Source organism: Rhizobium ruizarguesonis (genome assembly GCF_017357285.1).
Lineage (GTDB): Bacteria > Pseudomonadota > Alphaproteobacteria > Rhizobiales > Rhizobiaceae > Rhizobium > Rhizobium ruizarguesonis.
This window is the reverse complement of sequence record NZ_CP071678.1, coordinates 2,270,665-2,289,338: the sequence shown is the minus strand read 5'-3', so window position 1 is coordinate 2,289,338 and position 18,674 is coordinate 2,270,665. Positions and strand designations below refer to the sequence as shown.

20 protein-coding genes are annotated in these 18,674 nt (G+C 60.3%); 7 read left to right on the top strand and 13 right to left on the bottom strand.

What is annotated here, in order from left to right; translation table 11 throughout:
• Nucleotides 1-63: 63 nt before the first annotated feature.
• From tsf to J3P73_RS11385, 7 genes are all read right to left on the bottom strand, one after another.
• Nucleotides 64-990, bottom strand: a complete 927-nt coding sequence (gene tsf / locus J3P73_RS11415; RefSeq protein ID WP_064250069.1) for a translation elongation factor Ts — start codon at nt 988-990, stop codon at nt 64-66.
• A 256-nt stretch (nt 991-1,246) separates the two neighbouring features.
• Entirely contained in the window at nt 1,247-2,014 is a 768-nt protein-coding gene (gene rpsB, locus J3P73_RS11410) for a 30S ribosomal protein S2 (protein WP_018073459.1), read from the bottom strand.
• 181 nt (nt 2,015-2,195) lie between these two features.
• Nucleotides 2,196-3,302, bottom strand: a complete 1,107-nt coding sequence (locus J3P73_RS11405) for a type 2 periplasmic-binding domain-containing protein (protein WP_018073458.1) — start codon at nt 3,300-3,302, stop codon at nt 2,196-2,198.
• Nucleotides 3,302-3,919 carry a 5-bromo-4-chloroindolyl phosphate hydrolysis family protein gene (locus J3P73_RS11400; RefSeq protein ID WP_018073457.1) on the bottom strand — a complete coding sequence of 206 codons (618 nt, stop codon included), beginning with the start codon at nt 3,917-3,919 and terminating at the stop codon, nt 3,302-3,304. The genes J3P73_RS11405 and J3P73_RS11400 overlap by 1 nt, the downstream gene beginning before the upstream one ends.
• Before the next feature lie 7 nt (nt 3,920-3,926).
• A complete protein-coding gene (locus J3P73_RS11395) occupies nt 3,927-5,495 on the bottom strand; it encodes a substrate-binding domain-containing protein (RefSeq protein ID WP_207580007.1) in 1,569 nt (522 codons plus the stop codon).
• A 14-nt stretch (nt 5,496-5,509) separates the two neighbouring features.
• On the bottom strand, nt 5,510-6,586 hold the full coding sequence (locus tag J3P73_RS11390; protein WP_207579974.1) for a toxic anion resistance protein: 1,077 nt from the start codon (nt 6,584-6,586) through the stop codon (nt 5,510-5,512).
• A gap of 191 nt (nt 6,587-6,777) precedes the next feature.
• Nucleotides 6,778-7,614 (bottom strand): cell envelope integrity EipB family protein, encoded by an 837-nt coding sequence (locus J3P73_RS11385; protein WP_018073454.1) that lies wholly within the window; start codon nt 7,612-7,614, stop codon nt 6,778-6,780.
• A 136-nt stretch (nt 7,615-7,750) separates the two neighbouring features.
• Between J3P73_RS11385 and J3P73_RS11380 the strand changes: the two genes are divergently transcribed.
• From J3P73_RS11380 to J3P73_RS11360, 5 genes are all read left to right on the top strand, one after another.
• Nucleotides 7,751-8,221: a RidA family protein gene (locus tag J3P73_RS11380; protein ID WP_130713431.1), complete on the top strand. Its 471-nt coding sequence runs from the start codon at nt 7,751-7,753 to the stop codon at nt 8,219-8,221.
• Complete coding sequence (locus J3P73_RS11375) at nt 8,218-8,937, top strand: glycerophosphodiester phosphodiesterase (protein WP_018073452.1); 720 nt, start codon at nt 8,218-8,220, stop codon at nt 8,935-8,937. The genes J3P73_RS11380 and J3P73_RS11375 overlap by 4 nt, the downstream gene beginning before the upstream one ends.
• Nucleotides 8,938-9,015: 78 nt before the next feature.
• Nucleotides 9,016-10,206, top strand: coding sequence for a GNAT family N-acetyltransferase (locus J3P73_RS11370; protein WP_024320700.1), 1,191 nt, complete (start codon nt 9,016-9,018; stop codon nt 10,204-10,206).
• 155 nt (nt 10,207-10,361) lie between these two features.
• Nucleotides 10,362-10,793 carry an HIT family protein gene (locus J3P73_RS11365; protein ID WP_024320699.1) on the top strand — a complete coding sequence of 144 codons (432 nt, stop codon included), beginning with the start codon at nt 10,362-10,364 and terminating at the stop codon, nt 10,791-10,793.
• Nucleotides 10,794-10,850: 57 nt separating this feature from the next.
• Nucleotides 10,851-11,141 (top strand): Dabb family protein, encoded by a 291-nt coding sequence (locus J3P73_RS11360; RefSeq protein WP_018073449.1) that lies wholly within the window; start codon nt 10,851-10,853, stop codon nt 11,139-11,141.
• A 72-nt stretch (nt 11,142-11,213) separates the two neighbouring features.
• Here the strand turns inward: J3P73_RS11360 and clpA are convergent, their stop codons facing one another.
• The 6 genes from clpA to J3P73_RS11330 form a co-directional block, all read right to left on the bottom strand.
• Nucleotides 11,214-13,706, bottom strand: a complete 2,493-nt coding sequence (gene clpA / locus J3P73_RS11355) for an ATP-dependent Clp protease ATP-binding subunit ClpA (protein WP_018073448.1) — start codon at nt 13,704-13,706, stop codon at nt 11,214-11,216.
• 10 nt (nt 13,707-13,716) lie between these two features.
• Nucleotides 13,717-14,067, bottom strand: coding sequence for an ATP-dependent Clp protease adapter ClpS (clpS, locus tag J3P73_RS11350; RefSeq protein ID WP_017988219.1), 351 nt, complete (start codon nt 14,065-14,067; stop codon nt 13,717-13,719).
• A gap of 276 nt (nt 14,068-14,343) precedes the next feature.
• Nucleotides 14,344-14,715: a phasin family protein gene (locus tag J3P73_RS11345; protein ID WP_018073447.1), complete on the bottom strand. Its 372-nt coding sequence runs from the start codon at nt 14,713-14,715 to the stop codon at nt 14,344-14,346.
• Nucleotides 14,716-14,989: 274 nt separating this feature from the next.
• A complete protein-coding gene (locus tag J3P73_RS11340; protein ID WP_003539277.1) occupies nt 14,990-15,193 on the bottom strand; it encodes a DUF3126 family protein in 204 nt (67 codons plus the stop codon).
• Nucleotides 15,194-15,333: 140 nt separating this feature from the next.
• Entirely contained in the window at nt 15,334-16,167 is an 834-nt protein-coding gene (gene cysE / locus J3P73_RS11335; RefSeq protein WP_003539276.1) for a serine O-acetyltransferase, read from the bottom strand.
• A gap of 128 nt (nt 16,168-16,295) precedes the next feature.
• Complete coding sequence (locus J3P73_RS11330; RefSeq protein ID WP_064251098.1) at nt 16,296-17,081, bottom strand: alpha/beta fold hydrolase; 786 nt, start codon at nt 17,079-17,081, stop codon at nt 16,296-16,298.
• 158 nt (nt 17,082-17,239) lie between these two features.
• Between J3P73_RS11330 and J3P73_RS11325 the strand changes: the two genes are divergently transcribed.
• The gene (locus J3P73_RS11325) at nt 17,240-17,485 is read left to right on the top strand and encodes a zinc-finger domain-containing protein (RefSeq protein ID WP_003539274.1); all 246 of its coding nucleotides are present in this window, start codon (nt 17,240-17,242) and stop codon (nt 17,483-17,485) included.
• Between the two features lie 27 nt (nt 17,486-17,512).
• Nucleotides 17,513-18,667 carry an FAD-dependent monooxygenase gene (locus J3P73_RS11320; RefSeq protein ID WP_064251096.1) on the top strand — a complete coding sequence of 385 codons (1,155 nt, stop codon included), beginning with the start codon at nt 17,513-17,515 and terminating at the stop codon, nt 18,665-18,667.
• Nucleotides 18,668-18,674: the final 7 nt, after the last annotated feature.

Below are 18,674 nucleotides of genomic sequence, written 5' to 3'. Positions count from 1 at the left end.
TACACGAAGGGCACCGCGTTGTCACGCGATGCCCTACGTGTTTTCCCAATTATGGCTGGAAGATCAACCCTTGACGGCGGCCGCGACTTCGGCCGCGAAGTCGGTTTCTTCCTTCTCGACGCCTTCGCCGAGCAACAGACGGGCCATGCCGGCAACCTCGATCGGCGCGCCGACGGCCTTTTCAGCTTCCTTGATGGCGGCTGCGACGGTCAGATCCGGATTGATGACGAAAGCCTGCGAGAGAAGAGCGACTTCCTCGAAGAACTTGCGCATGCGGCCTTCAACCATCTTTTCGATGATGTTGTCAGGCTTGCCGGAAGCGCGCGACTGCTCGATGAAGACGTTGCGTTCACGCTCGGCGACGGCGGCATCGACTTCTTCCGGGCGGATCGCCAGCGGCGCGGTCGCGGCGATGTGCATGGCGACCTGACGGCCGATGGCGTTCAGGGCTTCCTTGTCGCCGGTCGACTTCAGCGCGACGAGAACGCCGAGCTTGCCGAGACCGTCGGAAACAGCATTGTGGATATAGGTGGCGACGACGCCGTCCTCGACGGAGAGAGCGGTCGAACGACGCAGGTTCATGTTCTCGCCGATCGTTGCGATCGCATCCTTGATCGTGTCGGAAACCGACTTGCCGGATGCCGGGTAGGTCGCGGCGGCAACGGCCTCGACGGTGCCGTCGGTCGAGACAGCGACTTTGGCGATGCCGCGGACGAGTTCCTGGAAGGCATCGTTACGGGCAACGAAGTCGGTTTCGGAATTGACTTCGACGACGACGGCCTTGGTGCCCTGGCTCGAAACGCCGATGAGGCCTTCGGCGGCGGTGCGGCCGGACTTCTTGTCGGCCTTGGCGATGCCCTTGGCGCGCAGCCAGTCGATCGCCGCTTCCATGTCGCCACCGGTTTCAGCAAGAGCCTTCTTGCAGTCCATCATGCCTGCGCCGGTCTTTTCGCGCAGTTCCTTCACCATTGCAGCCGTAATCTCGCTCATTAGCTTCCTCTTGTCGGTTCATACGGTGGACCGCAAAGCGCGGCTCGGCACCGGATTGAGGCACGAAATGTACCTGTATGTATGACAGCGTGATGAAGACGCGTCATAACGAAACTTATCGGGCGGAGAGCCTGACGCCCTCCCCTTGAAACAGGCAAGGCCGCCGAACTTCGATGAGTCGCGAGCGGCCTTTCCCAGTCTCTGCAAGCCCAGTCCCTGCAAGCATTGGCGGATCTTTTCGATCCGCCTGCTTTCATCAGCCTTCGGCTGCTTCCTCGAGAGCCGGCTCAACCGGAACTTCGAAGGATGCGCCGAGATCGCGGCCGGAAGAGCCCTGCTGACGCGCGATGCCGTCGATGGCGGCGCGGGAGATCAGCTCGCAGTAAAGGGCGATCGCGCGCGATGCGTCGTCGTTACCCGGGATCGGATAGTCGATCAGGTCCGGATCGCAGTTCGAATCGATGATGGCGACAACCGGGATGCCGAGGCGCTTGGCTTCGTCGATCGCGATCTTTTCCTTGTTGGTGTCGATGATGAACATCAGGTCGGGCGTGCCGCCCATATCGCGGATACCGCCGAGAGCCTTGTCGAGCTTTTCACGCTCGCGCTCAAGGTTCAGGCGTTCCTTCTTGGTGAAGCCCTGGGCTTCGCCGTTCAGGATCTCGTCGAGCTTGCGCAGGCGCTGGATCGAGTTGGAGATCGTCTTCCAGTTCGTCATCATGCCGCCGAGCCAGCGCGAGTTGACGTAGTACTGGGCCGAGCGCTTGGCGCTGTCGGCAATGATCTCAGACGCCTGGCGCTTGGTGCCGACGAAGAGAACACGGCCGCCGCGGGCAACGGTGTCGCTGACGACCTGAAGGGCGCGCGACAGCATCGGAACGGTCTGGGCCAGGTCGATGATGTGGATGTTGTTGCGATCGCCGAAGATGTACGGCTTCATCTTCGGGTTCCAGCGATGCGTCTGGTGGCCGAAGTGGACGCCTGCCTCAAGCAGCTGGCGCATAGAAAAATCAGGCAATGCCATGCCTTGTTACTCCTTTTCCGGTTGAACCTCCGCAAGGCGAACAGCACCCTCTTCGAGAATGCCACCGGGCGGAACAGCCCGGATTTCTCCCGGACGATCCCATGCCTTACGTGTGGAATGCCGGTGCCCATACATTCGATTTGGCACAAAAGCAAGGCTTATGCGGAAAAAACCTGGCCGCTTAGCTTACCAGTGTCGGCAGCAGCGACAGCAAGACGCCTGCATCCGGCATCGGCAGGATGGCATCGACCTCGGCCGGCAGCAGAGAGCCGATCGCGCTGTCGGCATTGCCGGTGGCAGTCCCCAGCGGACCACGGAAGCCGTGTCTCGTCCAGGCAAGTTCCTGGAGCTTCGGGCTCACCAGTGCTTCGATCAGCCGGTTGGCGTTCTCGTCGACGACGATCAGCGGATGTGCTGAATAAACGGTCGGGCGCGGATAGAGCACCACGGGCTTTGCGCCGGCGCTCGCCTTGATCCGCTCCCATCGCGCGGGATCGGCGAGGATCCATTCGACCAGCTGGTTTTCATAGCCGACGATCATCGGCTCGCCGCCGAGGCCGCCTGCCAGATACTGATCGAAAAGCTTGCCTGAGGATGGCGACTTGAAGCCCATGTTGCGGAAGATCGCCTGCACTTTGCCGCCAAACGTAGCAAGGTCACCTGATGTCGCGACATTGCCGCTGAAAAGGCTGAGCACCAGGCCTGCGAACATGAAGCCGGAATTGGAGCGGTTCGGATCGGTCGAGACGATGCGGGCGCGGCCATAGAGCGAATTGACGCCGAGCTTCGACCAGTCGGATCCGGCAAGAATCGCATCAAGCAACGCCTTGAGGTCGAGCTGATGATGACCTTCGTTCGTCACCGTCACCAATCCCGCTTTCATCAGTCCGTCGACAACGGGCTGCCAGGAATAGACCACGATCGGTGTGTTCAGCACGACGCGGTCGTTGCGGATATTGATGCCGTTTTGCCTGGCGATATCGACCATGATCGAGGAGGACGGCCAGAGGAATTGCGGACGCTGCGACAGCAGCGCCTGTTCGCGGACCATCTCGACGGAGCCGGCGACGCGGCTGTCCACCGTCAACCCGTATCCGCCGAGCGCCCTGATGACGTCAGGATCGGCCAGGAAGGCCTCCTTTTCGCCGCCGACGAAGCCGAACAGCGTCGTGCGGCTGCCGAGCAGGCCCTGCAATTCCGGCCGATCCCGGACGGCGAAATAACCGCCGGTGCCCGCGACGCCGGCTCCGAGCAGTCCCACTCCAAAGGCGCGACGAGAAAGGGCCATCAGCGTCCGATATCCTCTTTGAGCGATGCCTGGATGAGGCGCAGATCAGTGTCGAGCGTGCCGAGTTCCTCATCAACCAGGCTGTCGGCATAATGGACGAAGGCCTCTTCGAGCTTCACCAGCACGCCGCGCACTTCCTCCAGCTGCTTGGGGTCGGGAACTCGCTTGGCCTCGATGACGGCAAAACCTTCCGCCACCTCGGCAGAACGCGGCAGATAATAGGAGAGGAACCGCCGCACGGCATTGGCACTTTCGGGCTTGGCTTCGACCTTGCGAAAGACATCGGCGGCGATTTCAGCGAGATGCCGGACTGCGGCCGCCATCTGTTTGTCGCCGATCACATCCGCGGCAGTCTCCAGGCGTTCGGCAAAGGGAACGGCGGCCACCAGCAGCTCACGGGCAAAGGCGACGCGTCCGCTGCCGATGCTCTTGATATCGAGGCCTTCGAACAGCCGGCGCGGCGCAAGCAGAATGACGAGGCCGGCAAAGACCAGGAGGGCGATGATGGCAGCGATCCAGAACGGCATGCCGGCGGCAAAGCTCAAGAGCGGCACGGTGATTGCCGCCGCCAGTCCCGCTACGATCCAGTTGCCGTCATTGCCGAGCCAGTTGCGCATGCCTGTCCTAATTATAGCCTCGCGCCGTACGAAAGGCGGTGGCGAGATCCGAACCGCCGTCGAACACGCGCGCTGAGGTCAGCTTGGCGAGGCTGTCGAGCTGGGTCTTGTCGGCATCGCCGAATGTGATGCCGAAGATCGGCACATGTGGCTCCATCGCGTTCCATGAACGCATGAAAGCCTGGCTTTGATCATCGGACTTGCCGTCGGTCATGATGACGATGGCAGGCAGATAAGTCGAGAGCCTGTCAGTTCGGGTAATCTGCTGCAGAGCCTGTTCAGCGCAGGCATACATATTCGTGCCGCCATCGGCCTTCTGCCGGGAAATCTCGTTCAGCAGCCCTTCCTGCTCCAGCGGGTTTCCACTGGCCATGAAAGTGTTGCGCACGCTGCCGTCGAAGGGAATGACGATAATCTGGTCGGCGGGCGACCATTGCACCAGCACCTTGCTCGCCTCGTCGGGCGTCAACAGGAAACGCATCGCCTTCTGCAGCTGGTCTTCGCCGTCACCCTGCATCGAGCCGGAAAAATCGAGACAGAGCGCGGTCAGCGACGGTTTGCGCAGCGCCGCCTGATAAAGGTTGAGCGCCTGGCGGATGACGCCGGCCTCCGGCATGCGGATCGCCGTCACCAGCCGGGCGGGGTCGAAATTCCAGCTTGGGTCCGGTTTTGCGGCAACGCCGGTCAGCGGAATGCGCCGGCCGGTATCGGCGATGCGCTGCTGCACGGGGGCAGAGCTCAGATAGGCGAGCAGATCGTTGAAGAAGGTCTGGACTTCTGGCCCGCGGCCATGATCGACGAAACCGATCGGTGAATCCGCCATGGCCACACCATCGGCCGGATAGATCGCGTAAAGCGGTTCCTGCGACAGGGCGACAAGCTTGTCGTTGGTTTCCTTCAGCACCGCCTCGTAATTCCACATCGCGTCGTAGACCGTGCCCTTGCCGGCGGATTCGACATAGAGATCGGCAAGCCAGCCGGAAGAACCGGAAGAGCGCACGACACCTGACAGCAGCGACCGGACGCTCTCTTGGACGTGTTTGTCGTCGAGATCGCCGGGTTCGATCACCGGTTTATTACCGAGCGCGCTCGACAGCATGGCAAGATAGGCGCTGGCGCCCGAATTGGATTGCGTCGCCGAGGTCATCAGGAACTTCAGGGATCCGCTCTCGACGGCAGCGAGAATGTCCTTCATGAAGACATCCTTGTCGATCCAGCCGAGCTGCTGCGCTTTCGACCTGCGCACACCCAATACCACCGGCGTCTGGGCGATCGAGGTCAGGTTCTTGACGCGGCGCCTGGTGTCGAACATGTCGACCCAGACGCTGGAGGCCGGCCAGACTGCATCCTGCGCGACGCCCTCGTCGCTCTGCAGCGCCAGGCCGATATCGAGCGTGCCTTCATATTTGAAGGTGCAGGCGGCGTTCTTCTGCATGCAGAATTCCTCGACGATCGGCTGCAGAACGGTATTCTCCGATCCCGATACGATCGAAAACTCCGGCCCCTGGCCGAAGGGATTGCAGCCGGACAGGGACAGAAGGGCAAGAAGTGCCAGGCCTGAAAGCAGTGCTCGCATCGTCATCTTGCCGATCACGCCTGGGTCATCGCCTTCTTGAGTTCGATCGTCATCTGCTCCATCTGCTGCTCGGCGAGCGCCCGTTTCCGACGCCCCTCCTCCTGAACCTGCAGCACGCCTGATATGGTATCGATCAGATCCCTGTTCGCCTTGGCGAGCGTGTCGATATCGACGATGCCGCGCTGCGACTGCTGCTCGATGGCGATCGCCTGGTCCTTCATCATCTCGGATGCCTGGCGGATCATGTCGTTGGTGGCGTCGGTCACCGCCTTCTGCAGATCGAGCGCCGATTTCTGCCGCGTCAGGCCGAGCAGGATCAACATCTTCTGCTTCCAGGCCGGCACCGTCAGCGCCGAAGTCGCCTGCAAATTCTCGATCAGCGTTTCGTCGCCCGCCTGAACGATGCGGATCTGCGGCAACTGCTGAATGCCGAGCTGGCGGGCCTGCTGCAGGTAGAAGACCCGCTTTTCCAACCGGTCGAGCGCCTGCAGGCTGTCCTGATAGGTCTGCGCCTCGAGCATGCCGCCGCCGGGGCCGGTCGCCGCCGCCTCGGCTTGCGCCTTCAGCCTCGGCAGATCGACACCGCGGAAACGCTCGGCGAAAGTCTTGCCGGCCTGAACATAGGCCTCGAGCCGCATGATCGATTGCCTGGTTTCCTCATGCAGGTCGTCGAGCAGCGCGATGTCGCGCCTCAGCGTATCCTTATGGCGGTCGAGCTCCAGGCCGATCCGGTCGATCTGGCCGGCCACGTCTTCGAACTCCGCCTTGAAGCGTTCGAGCCGGGCCTTGGCCGAGAGAAACATGCGGCTGAAGAAACCCTTATCCTTCAGCGATGCCGGATCGAGGCTTTTCGATTTGAGGATGATGTCGGTCAGCAGGCGGCCGACATCGCCGAGATCCTTGTTGCGGACTTCGCGCAGGATCCTGTCGGCATAATCGCTGACCGCCTGCTGGGCGCGGTCGCCATAGACCGAGATGCCGGCGCGGTCGGTGATATTGATGCTATCGGAAATGCGGGCAATTTCCGCCGGATCGGCGACGACAACCGGCAGGGCGGCATTCTGAACAGTCGCGAGATCGGTATCGGCCATGGCTCGGGCTTTCAAGCTTGCGGTGCGTAATGGTCTACGCAGTCTGACGGAGAGACGTCATCGCAATGGCTTGGCCGCTGGGATCGCACCGACCCGAAAAGCAGGACGACAGACGGCGACTCAGTCATCGCTGATCGCCGAACCATAGTGAATTTTATGATACAGTTTTATGACAGGCGTGCTCTCGCCGCCTATTTGCAAACCTCGGCCTTGCGGTCGAGCAGCTCCAGCTTGGCGAGCTTGCCGGTCAGGACGAAATCGCCGTAATCCATCGTCAGGTCGCGGGTGATGCCGTTCTCATAGAGCTTGAACGACATGCGGTAGACCGGCAAAGCATCGGATTTCGCATTCTCGTTGAAATAGGCGATCGTTACCGGCCAGAAGGCAGTCTTGGAGAAGGCGCCGGCATTACCGGCATCGGTTTCCTCGGCGATCGGGGTCTCCTGCTTGCCGACGATCGTCGTCGTCGCAAGCGACTTGTCGCCGTCATCGGAACCGTCGAAGACGCGCGCCTCGAAGAAGCGCTTGCCGTCCTTGGCGTGCTGGATGACGTCGAGCATATGTTCCGTGGGAAAACGGCTTTCTAAAAGCTGGAGCTCGCGGCTCGCCGGCTGCGTCAGATCGACCTTGACACCATCCGGCTGATCCTGAGCCGCACCGTTGACCTCCTTGTCGAGCTGGTCGTCAGTGAAGGACTTGGTGTCGAAGGTGAACTTGCCGTCCTTCAGGTTCTCGAAGGTCTTCGTCTGCTGGTCGCTGACGCGTACGCTGTCGCCGGTGTCGATCTGCGTCACGAAGCGGAAATTGGTGGTGAAGCCCTGGCAATAGCTGCCATCGAACTCATAAACCATGCGACCATACATGGCGGCGATGCCAGAGCGGTCCGAGGCGTCCTTCAATTCCAGATCGTAGACCGCACGATGTGCAACGAGGCCGGTCGCGATCGCAGCGCTTACCGCGGGCGCAGCCGCCCATGCATTGGCGGAAACACTGGCGAGAAGCAGAGCGACAAGACTCGATCGGAACATTCATTAACTCCTGTTGGACTCGGTCGCGATGTTATAAGAACGCTTTCGGCCAAATCGAGGCTCGAAACTGTCATATTAAAGATTCTAGTCTTGATGCATAATTTTAGAAGAATTGACAACAAAAGCGGAGACGAAAATGTCCGATGAAATAGCAGCGCGCCTGATTGAGATGGGGATAACCCTGCCCGAAGCCGCAGCACCTGCTGCAAATTACGTTCCCTATGTCATCAGCGGCAACCTCCTCTACATCTCCGGCCAGCTGCCTCTCGAAGGCGGCAAGGTCGCCGTATCGGGCCATCTCGGCAAGACCGTCGACGTTGCAGCAGGCAAGCGCGGCGCCGAACTCTGCGCCATCAACATCCTTGCCCAGGCGAAGGCGGCACTTGGCGGTGATCTCGGCCGTATCCGGCGCGTCGTCAAGCTGAACGGCTTCGTTGCCTCGGCGCCCGACTTCATTGAGCAGCATCTCGTCATCAACGGCGCTTCGAACCTGATTGCCGGCGTGCTCGGCGAAGCCGGCAAACATGCGCGTGCTGCTGTCGGCATGGCCGCCCTGCCGTTGAACGCCGCCGTCGAGATAGACGCTATCATGGAAATCGCCGAATGACCAATGCTGCCTGGATCAGGGACCTGCCGGTCGCCCATCGCGGCTATCACGATCTCAACACCCATATCTGGGAAAATACGCTTTCGGCATTCTCGCGCGCCGTCGAAGCGGGCTTTGCGATCGAATGCGACCTGCATTACGCCTCCGATGGCGTGCCGGTCATCTTTCACGACGAGGACTTGCAGCGCCTGTGCAATCTCAATGGCGACATCCGCGAGCGCACCTCCAGGGAACTCGGACTGATCGCCGTCGGCGGCACCAGCGACAAGGTGCCGACGCTGCGCCAGCTCCTCGACCTCGTCAAGGGCAAGGTGCCGCTGGTGCTGGAGCTCAAGGGACGCGAGGCCGATGACGAAGGTTTTGCCGAAGCCGTGCTCGAGGTGCTCGAAGGCTATGAGGGCAAGGTGGCGCTAATGAGCTTCGACCACTGGCTGCTGCGCGATCTGAAGACGCTTGGCTCGCCCTACCCGCTCGGGCTGACCGCCAACGGCAACACGCCGGACGCATTCAACACGCATGCGAAGGCGATGGAGATCGGCCTCGATTTCATCTCCTATTATTATGGCGATCTGCCGAACGCCTTTATCACCAGCGAACGCGAAAAGGGCATTCCTGTCATCACCTGGACGGTGCGTGACGAAGAGGCGCGCCGGCTTACATTCGCAAACGCAGACCAGATGACATTCGAAGGCTTCGATCCGCGTGTGGCTGCTTGACGCTCGCTTTTTGGCCAAGATCATGCGCAGACTGAGACAGAGCCGAAACCATCCTCCCACAGGCTTCGCATTTGTCCCATGACTGACGAACTATCCATTCGCGTCGAACGCTCCTTCACCGCGATTTCCCCGGAGAGCTGGTCCAAGCTTTCCGGAGCGTCGAAGACCTGCGCTACGATTGCCTACAACCCTTTCGTTTCACACGCTTTTCTATCGTCGCTTGAGGAATCCGGCTCGGCCGACGCAGAGACGGGATGGCTCGGCCACCATCTGCTGCTCGAGACCGATCGCGGCGAGTTGATCGGTGCCCTGCCCGGCTATCTCAAGAACCACAGCCAGGGCGAATATGTCTTCGACCATGGCTGGGCCGACGCCTTCGAGCGGGCCGGCGGGCGTTATTATCCCAAACTTCAGTGCTCGATCCCGTTCACCCCGGCGACAGGCCCGCGTCTTCTTGTCGCCGAGGGGCTGCAGCGGCTACCGATCCAGAGCGCGATCGCCGAAAGCCTGAAGGAGGTCGTGCGCCGGCTCGGTATCTCCTCGGCCCATATCACCTTCGTGCCGGACGAAGAGATCGGCGTCTTCGAGATGGACGGCTATCTGCACCGCACCGACCAGCAGTTCCATTTCATCAATGACGGCTATGCCAATCACGAGGAATTTCTCGAAACGCTTGCCTCGCGCAAACGCAAGGCATTGCGCAAGGAGCGCCGCGCCGCCCTCGAAAACGGTATCAGCATCGACTGGCTGACCGGCCGCGACCTGACCGAACGCATCTGGGACCAGTTCTTCAAGTTTTACATGGATACTGGCGGGCGCAAGTGGGGCCGGCCCTACCTCACCCGCAAGTTCTACTCGTTGATCGGCGAGCGCATGGCCGACGATATCCTGCTCGTCATGGCCAAGCGCGACGGGCGCTATATCGCCGGCGCGATCAACTTCATCGGCGGCGATACACTCTACGGCCGTCACTGGGGCTGCATCGAGGATCATCCCTTCCTGCATTTCGAGGTCTGCTATCACCAGGCGATCGACTTCGCCCTTTCGAAAGGGCTGAAACGTGTCGAGGCCGGCGCCCAGGGCGAACACAAGCTCGCCCGCGGCTATCTGCCGGTGACGACGCATTCCGCCCACTATGTCGCTCATGCCGGCCTTCGCCGGGCGATCGGCGACTATCTCGCGCGAGAGCGCGCCGATGTCGAACAGATGAGCGAGCTGTTGACCGAACACAGTCCTTTCCGCAAGGGCGAGCGTCTGCAGGAGGATTGACGCCGCCGCACCGGTCGCGCTACCCGATCAACGACGCATATTCCTTAAATCGGAATCGATTTAAGGATAAAACTATGCAGCAATTCAAAGCGCTACAGCGTCCTTTGCGCGTTTGAAAAGACGCGCGGCGCTGTGAAAAACGAGGAGATTTCGTGATGACCAGCCCGGCCGCTTATGACGACAACAACATCTTCGCCAAGATCCTCCGCGGCGAAATCCCCTCGCACCGGGTTTACGAGGACGAGTATACCATCGCGTTCATGGATGTGATGCCGCAGGCGCCGGGCCACGTGCTCGTCCTTCCCAAGGCGCCGTCGCGCAATCTCCTCGATGCCGATCCAGCCACCCTCACCCATGCGATATCAGTCGTCCAGAAGATCGCCAATGCGGTCAAGGACGTCTTCGACGCCGATGGCGTGTTCATCGCCCAGTTCAACGAACCGGCGGCCGGGCAAACGGTGTTCCATCTGCATTTCCACGTCATCCCGCGGCATGAGGGCGCGGCCCTCAAGCCGCATTCCGGCAAGATGGAGGACGGTGCCGTGCTCGCCGCCAACGCCGAAAAGATCAGGGCCGCGCTGGCGTAGGGTCAACACCTGTCGATTTCAGAGAATTCAATCCAGACAATCATTTGGAACAAGATCATGATCCGCCACACGGTCGCATTCCGACTTAAGCACGAATCCGGCTCGGCTGAAGAAAAGTCATTCCTCGCCGACGCGCTGGTGCTTGCCAATATCCCGAGCGTGCGGAATTTCGAGCAGCTCCGGCAGACAAGCCGGAAAAACGATTTCACCTTCGGCCTCTCGATGGAGTTCGACGATCAGGCTGGCTATGACGCCTATAACGTCCATCCACTGCATGTTGCCTTCGTGCGCGACCGCTGGGTGCCCGAGGTCGCCGACTTTCTCGAGATCGACTACACCAGGCTCTGAAAAGGGCGCATGCAGATCCGAAAACGAAAAAGGCCGCAGTGACGCGGCCTTTTCCAATTCGGTGACGGTATCTTACTTCTTGCGTGGAACCTTCGGAACCGCGCTTCCCTTCTTCGGGGCGTCGCGAACCTCGGGCTCGGCCTGCGGCACTGCTTTGGCGCGGGTCTTGCGGGCCGCCTTCGTCTTCAGCTCGCCGTCATCCCCATCATCGCCTTCGGGATGCACGACTTCGGCTTCGGGCTTCGGCTTGATCGGCGCCGTTTCCGAGATGGCTTCGAGCACGATGCCAGGCTTGCCATCTTCCTTCGGGCCGACGGTGACGTTGACGACACCGCCCTTCTTCAGCTTGCCGAAGAGGATTTCGTTGGCGAGCGGCTTCTTGATCGTATCCTGAATGACGCGAGCAAGCGGGCGGGCGCCCATCTTCTCGTCGTAACCCTTTTCCGCCAGCCATGCGATCGCATCCTCGTGCAGGTCGAAGGTGACGTTCCTTTCGGAAAGCTGGGCCTCCAGCTGCATGATGAACTTCTGCACGACCTTGTGGATGACGGCTGTCGGCAACGCCGCGAAAGGAATGATCGCGTCGAGACGGTTGCGGAATTCCGGCGTGAAGAGACGGGTCAGCGCCTCCTCGTCCTCGCCCGTGCGCTTGGACGAACCGAAGCCGATCGCCGCCTTGGCCATTTCGGATGCGCCCGCATTGGTCGTCATGATCAGGATGACGTTGCGGAAATCGATCTTCTTGCCGTTATGGTCGGTCAGCGTGCCGTGGTCCATGACCTGCAGCAGGATATTGTAGATGTCGGGATGCGCCTTCTCGATTTCGTCGAGCAGCACCACGCAATGCGGATGCTGATCGACGCCATCTGTGAGAAGGCCGCCCTGGTCGAAGCCGACATAGCCGGGAGGCGCGCCGAGTAGACGCGAAACCGTGTGCCGCTCCATATATTCCGACATGTCGAAACGCAGGAGTTCGACGCCGAGCGACGATGCCAGCTGCTTTGCCACCTCGGTCTTGCCGACGCCGGTCGGACCGGAGAAGACATAGGCGCCGATCGGTTTGTTCGGCTCGCGAAGACCGGCGCGCGCCAGCTTGATCGAAGTCGAAAGGGCTTCGATGGCGATATCCTGGCCGTAGACGACCGAGCGCAGTTCCTTCTCGAGATTGGCAAGCACGGCTTCATCGTCCTTGGAGACGGTCTTCGGCGGAATGCGCGCCATCGTCGCGACCGTCGCCTCGATCTCCTTTTCAGTGATCAGCTTGCGGCGCTTGGACGGCGGCAGCAGCATCTGCGCCGCACCGGTTTCGTCGATCACGTCGATAGCCTTGTCGGGCAGTTTGCGGTCGGAGATGTAGCGGGCCGACAATTCGACGGCCGACTTGATGGCGTCGTTCGAATAACGCAGGTGGTGATACTCTTCGAAATAGGGCTTCAAGCCCTTCATGATCTCGATCGCATCTTCGATCGACGGCTCGCTGACGTCGATCTTCTGGAAACGACGGACCAGCGCCCGATCCTTCTCGAAGAACTGGCGGTATTCCTTGTAGGTGGTCGAACCAATGCAGCGAATCGCGCCCGATGACAGGGCGGGCTTCAGGAGGTTCGATGCATCCATTGCGCCGCCCGAGGTGGCGCCGGCGCCGATCACCGTGTGGATCTCGTCGATAAAGAGCACGGCGCCTGGATATTCTTCCAGTTCCTTGACGACCTGCTTCAGGCGTTCCTCGAAATCGCCGCGGTAGCGCGTGCCGGCCAAAAGCGTGCCCATGTCGAGCGAAAAGATCGTTGCATCGGCGAGCGCTTCCGGAACCTTGCCTTCGACGATGCGCTTGGCAAGGCCTTCGGCGATCGCCGTCTTGCCGACGCCGGGATCACCGACATAGAGCGGATTGTTCTTCGAACGGCGGCACAGGATCTGGATCGTGCGGCTCACTTCAGCGTGACGGCCGATCAGCGGATCGATCTTGCCGCCCTTGGCTTTCTCGTTGAGATTGACGCAATAGGCCTTGAGCGCGTCCTGCTGCTTTTTGGGGCCGCCCTCTTCCTCGCCGCCGCGCGCCGTCGGCTTGCTGCTTTCGGCTTCGTCCTCGGCGCCGCGCGGGGGACGCGCTTCCGAAACGCCCGGACGCTTGCCGATGCCGTGGGAGATATAGTTGACGGCATCGTAGCGGGTCATCTCCTGCTCCTGCAGGAAATAAGCGGCGTGGCTTTCGCGCTCGGCGAAGATCGCGACGAGCACGTTGGCGCCAGTCACCTCTTCGCGGCCGGACGATTGCACGTGGATGACGGCACGCTGGATGACGCGCTGGAAGCCGGAGGTCGGCTTCGAATCCTCGTCATAACCGGTGATCAGGTTGGAAAGTTCGTTATCGACATATTCGACGAGCGTCTTGCGCAGCGCGTCGAGATCGACATTGCAGGCACCCATGACCGCGGCCGCATCGGCATCGTCGATCAGGGCGAGCAGCAGATGCTCGAGCGTCGCATATTCGTGGTGCCGCTCGTTGGCAAAGGTCAGTGCCTGATGGAGCGCCTTCTCTAAACTAGGCGAAAATGTTGGCACGTTCAGATCCTCACTTCTTTTCCATGACGCATTGCAGCGGATGCTGGTGCTGCCGGGCGAAGTCCATCACCTGGCTGACCTTCGTTTCCGCTACCTCGTATGTGAATATTCCGCATTCGCCGACGCCGTGGTTATGGACATGGAGCATGATGCGGGTGGCACTTTCACGATCCTTCTGAAAAAAACGCTCCAGAATATGAATGACGAATTCCATGGGAGTGTAGTCGTCATTCAAAAGCAGCACACGATAAAGATTGGGCTTCTTGGTCTTCGGCTTGGTGCGCGTGATGACCGAGGTTCGATTTGCGTTGTCCCCGTTCCTTTCGCTGTCGTTCTGCATCCGGATCGGCTTTGCGATCATTGTCATTCATTCCTCAAGCAATCCAGCGGAGCATGGGAGGGTGCTTTTCCCGCCGAATATCTGAAACACTAACTTAGTTCATAATAGGCTGATTTTAAGCCCCCTGTCAGACACTGCAATCAAGAAATGGCCGGCATGCACGGGAAAGACCAAAAAAGTCCCCGGTCGATCCCATGCGGGCGCTGCAGCGAAAGTGGAAACAAAAAGACCGGCTACAGATGCGTAGCCGGTCTTCATTTTTCAATATGTAGCGCAGGTTGCGCCTTTGAAATCAGTTCAAGCAGCAGCAGGCGTCGCCGCCGACACCGACTTGGCGGTCTTGACGACCGCAGCGGCGATGGGTGCCTCATAGGGCTTGTAGGCTGATTTGGCGAGATCGGCATACATCTCACTGAGCTTCGTCGTCTCGGAGACAAAGCCTTCAAAATACGCCTTGACGTAGCTCGTCTGCAGCTCGAAGGCAGCCTCGAAGCTCTTGACGCCGGCCAGCGTTTCGAAATGCGTCACCGCGTCCTGAAAAGATTTCTTCGAATATTCAGTGGCTTCTGCGGCGATTGCCTGAAAGCCCTTGGACGTGTCGGTATAGGTCTTCAGGGCCGTGTCGACGGCTTCCTTGCTCTTCTTGTTGGCGTCTTCAAAGTTGAACATGAGCCATCCTCCGTTGGGCTGTTGGTGGCCGCAGGGTAGCTGCAATGCACAAATAGTCAAGTAGTCTTGTGCGTTGCAAAACATCCAAAGGTTGCATTACAATAACATAACAAAGGCAGCGCGCCGGGGTACGTACGTCTTTAACTGATTTTGCTAAAATATATCAGAATGCCGCAACCGGAAGTTTTGAATAAATTCTCGTTGCGAATCGAAAAAACGAAAAAAGGACCGAACGGATCGCGCCGTTCGGTCCTTTTGAAGCTTTCGAACGCGATCAGAGATCGACGTCGAGGATCGCCATCGAAAAGTTGTAGGAGCGGTCGCCGTCCTCGTCATCGATATAGACGACACCCAGAAATTCTTCGCCGAGATAGACTTCCGCAGAATCATCCTTGCGCGGACGCGCCTTGACGATCATCTGCGGATTGAACATGCGCTTGAAATAGGCGTCGAGCTTCTTGATTTCTTCTGGCTTCACTCTGTCATCTCCGTAAGCAGTCTTGATTGGCCGCTTCTTGCACAGGAAATGCAGCGGTGTAAAGGCAAGGTTGCCGTTTGCTCATGGCCCTCCCCGCTCGGATCCCGCCGACTTTTCCTATCCTTGTTTCCAACGAGCGCTCAAATATCGGCGCCGATTACCTGGTCCATGTTGCGCGACGGCTCGGAACAACCGGCCTCCCCTACGACCTTGGCCGGCACGCCCGCGACCGTCTTCTTGGGTGGCACCGCCTTCAGGACGACAGAGCCGGCGGCGACGCGTGAGCAGTAGCCGATCTCGATATTGCCGAGGATCTTGGCGCCGGCACCGATCATGACGCCAGAGCCGATCTTCGGATGGCGGTCGGCGCCCTCCTTGCCGGTGCCACCGAGCGTCACGCCGTGCAGGATCGAGACGTTGTCGCCGATAACGGCCGTCTCGCCGACGACGAGGCCGGTGGCGTGATCGAGGAAGATGCCCTTGCCGATACGAGCGGCTGGATTGATGTCGGTCTGGAAGACGCTGGAGGAACGGCTCTGCAGATAGAGCGCGAAATCACGCCGGCCGCGGTTCAGTAGCCAATGGGCCAGACGGTGTGTCTGCAGCGCATGGAAGCCCTTGAAATAAAGCACCGCCTCCATGAAGCGCAGGCATGCGGGATCGCGGTCATAGATCGCCTGGATATCGACGCGCAGGATGGAGCTCCAGTCAGGCCAGTCGAGAAGCATTTCCTCGAAGGTCTGGCGAAGCAGGTTCGCCTGCATGTCGGGATGATCGAGACGTTCGCAGATGCGGTGGATGACGCATTCCTCGAGCGAATGGTAGTTGATCACCGTAGAATAGAGGAAGGCGGCGAGAACCGGGTCCCGTTCGGCGGCGAGCCGGGCTTCCTCGCGTAGGCTGTCCCAGATGGGGTCCATCACCTTCAGCGGATGGCCTGTGTCAAAAGCACGGATGTCAGTCTTTGCGACCATCGCCGCTCTCCTCGTTGCCAGCCGGAATGCCGTTTTCGGAATGCCAATATATAGAGGAAAACGCCAATAACATAAATGGGTGCCGTCGCCATGGTTTTTTAGCATGGTTTTTCGGCATCACGATGTTGTCAGCGATGGGCGACCCTTGCATAGAAGGTCAGCACCGCCTGCTTGAAAACCCTGTCGCCGACGGCGAGCATATGATCGCGGCCTGGAATATCGAGCGCTTCGGCATTTTGCATCAGCGCCGCCAATTCCCGCGGCGAGCCGGCGATATCATCCTTGGTGCCGACACCGATCAGCGTCGGCATGTCGAGCTTGGCCATATCGGAACGGGCAACGAGATCGCGCGAGCCGCGGATGCAGTCGGCAAGGGCGACGCGGTCACTCTTCGTCTGCTCGGCGAAGGCGCGGAACATCCGGCCGCGGGCATGCGTCACCGCGTCGAGCGAGGGAGCCAGCAGCGCATCGGCGATCGGGTCCCAATCGCCGACGCCGTCCGTCATGCCGATGCCGAGGCCGCCGAGAACCAGCGAACGGACCCGATGCGGATTGGCAAGTGCGGCAAAGACGGAAATGCGCGCGCCCATCGAATAGCCCATGACATTGGCTTCCGGGATGCCGAGATGGTCGAGCAGCGCGATCGCATCGCCGGCCATGATCCATGGACGATAGGCTTCGGCATCGTGCGGCTTGTCGCTTGCGCCGTGGCCGCGATTGTCCATGGCGATCACCCGGTAGCCGGCATCACCGAGCGTCTTCAGCCAGCCCGGATGCACCCAGTTGACATTTGCGGTCGAGGCAAAGCCGTGGATCAACAACACGGGCACACCGGCCGGATCGCCCTCATCGAAGAAGGCGAGCTGTAATCCATCATGGGTGAAGCTTGAAAATGCGGGTGTATTCAGGTTCATCGGGCCTTCCTTTTTGGCGCGACCATAGTCGAGCGGCCTTTCATCGTGAAGCCAAAAACTGCGGCTAAAAACTGTGCCCGGCGCGGCGGTTTGGCTCTACACATTTGCGGCGAAGGCTTATAAGGTTCGCGCACATTTCAAAGCATTCGGAGAGCGACATGGCCGGCCACAACATTCCCCACTTCCAGAACGACGGCGGTCACCGCGTTATCGAAGTCGGCGTCAAGGAATTCATGTGCACCGGCGCTTCGGCTCCCTTCGATCATCCGCATATCTTCATCGACATGGGCGACGACAACGAGAAGGTCTGTTCCTATTGCTCGACGCTCTATCGCTTCAATTCCGCGCTCAAGCCCAGCCAGACCAATCCGGCCGGTTGCGTTTTCCACGTGAAGGCGGCGTAGTCAGTCCAGATCCGGATCGGACGGAGAATGCCGGTCGAACATGCCGCCATCATCGGCGCCGGGATATCAGGGCTGACAGCTGCCCTTGCGCTTTCGCGCCGGGGTATCAGTTCGGAGATCTTCGAGCAGGCGGGCGAACTCACCGACGTCGGCGCCGGATTGCAGGTTTCGCCGAACGCCTCCCGCATCCTTGCCGAATTCAGTATCCTTGAAGGACTGTCAAAGGTCTGGCTCGAGCCGGACGCCATCCGGCTGATATCGGGCAGTTCGCTTCGCCAGCTCGCGGCGGTGCCGGCTGGTAAATTCGCGCGGGAACGCTGGGGCGCTCCCTATGGCGTCCTGCACCGCACCACATTACAAAAAGCCCTTTTGGCTGCGGTTACGGCCGATCCGCTCTGCCGGCTTCACCTCGGCGTGCGGATGGACACGACCCTACCGCCTTTCGAGCGGGCGGCCGATGTCGTCATCGGCGCCGACGGCGTCTGGTCGAAGCTTCGGCAATCCGTTGTGGGCAGCCCCTCGCCGCGTTTTTCCGGCAATATCGCCTATCGCTTTACCATTCCCGAAAATGAGGCGCCTAGTTTCCTCGACCGGGCAAGCGTTTCGGCTTTTCTCGGCGGTTCGGCACATCTCGTCTGCTACCCGCTCAGGGAGACCGGCAGCTTCAACATGGTGGCGATCACCGCCGGTAATATCGCGCCGCAGGCCTGGCAAAGCGAGCCAACGGCCGAGCAGCGGGCGCAGCTGCGGGCGCGCCTTTCCGGCTGGAACGCCGCGATCGTCTCGCTGCTTGAAAAACACCGGAAGCTGACGTTCTGGCCGCTGTTCGAAACCACGTCAGGCGCATGGCAGGACGGCCGAAAGACGGTTCTGATCGGCGACGCCGCACATGCGATGATGCCGTTTGCCGCCCAGGGAGCGGCGATGGCGATCGAAGACGCCTACGAACTGGCCGCGTTTCTTTCGAACCGTCCCGTGGCGGAAGCGCTGGCGCTCTTCGAACGACATCGCGCGCCGCGCATCGCGAAGCTTCGCCAGCGCGGCGCCTTCAACCGGTTTGCCTATCATGCCAAAGGGCCGATCCGGATCGGCCGCGATCTCGTGCTCGGCCTCAAGCCGCCACTAAGCCTGGCGGCAGATCTCGACTGGATCTACGGTTATCGGGCTGCAGATCTGCCGTGAGCAGCTG